The organism is Micromonospora sp. LOL_025, assembly GCF_048060285.1.
In the GTDB taxonomy this organism is placed as follows: domain Bacteria; phylum Actinomycetota; class Actinomycetes; order Mycobacteriales; family Micromonosporaceae; genus Micromonospora.
This window is the reverse complement of the sequence record NZ_JBHMIR010000115.1, coordinates 1-641: the sequence shown is the minus strand read 5'-3', so window position 1 is coordinate 641 and position 641 is coordinate 1. Positions and strand designations below refer to the sequence as shown.

The following is a 641-nucleotide window of genomic DNA, read 5'->3' as shown; positions in this document are numbered from 1 at the left end:
CGACGGTCACCGCCACGGAAGCCACCGTCGCGGTCGCCACCACGGAAACCACCCGGACGGTCACCACCCTCGCGGCGGTCGCCGCCACGGAAGCCACCCGGACGGTCGCCACCCTCACGGCGGAAGCCACCCTCACGCGGCGGGCCGGAACGGAAGCCACCCTCACGACGATCGCCGCCACGGAAACCGCCCTCGCGGTCGCCACCCTCGCGACGGTCCCCACCGCGGAAACCACCCTCCCGGTCGTTCCCACGGAAGCCGCCCGGACGGTCGCCGCCCTCACGACGGTCCCCACCGCGGAAACCACCCTCGCGGTCGCCACCGCGGAAACCACCCGGACGGTCACCACCCTCACGGCGGTCACCGCCACGGTAGCCCCCAGGACGGTCGCTGCCCTCACGACGCTCGCCGCCACGGAAACCGCCCTCGCGGTCACCGCCACGGAAACCACCCGGACGATCGCCACCCTCACGACGGTCACCACCACGGAAGCCACCCTCACGCGGCGGACCCGAACGGAAACCACCCTCACGACGCTCGCCGCCACGGAAACCGCCCTCGCGGTCGCCACCACGGAAACCACCCGGACGATCGCCACCCTCACGACGGTCACCACCACGGAAGCCACCCTCACGCGGCGG

The 641-nt window shown here is 73.3% G+C and carries 1 protein-coding gene; it reads right to left on the bottom strand.

All coding sequences use genetic code 11. From position 1 onward, the window contains the following. A partial coding sequence (locus ACFHW0_RS31725) for a hypothetical protein (RefSeq protein WP_416613308.1) occupies nucleotides 1-619 on the bottom strand: 619 nt, incomplete at its 3' end. Nucleotides 620-641 lie beyond the last annotated feature (22 nt).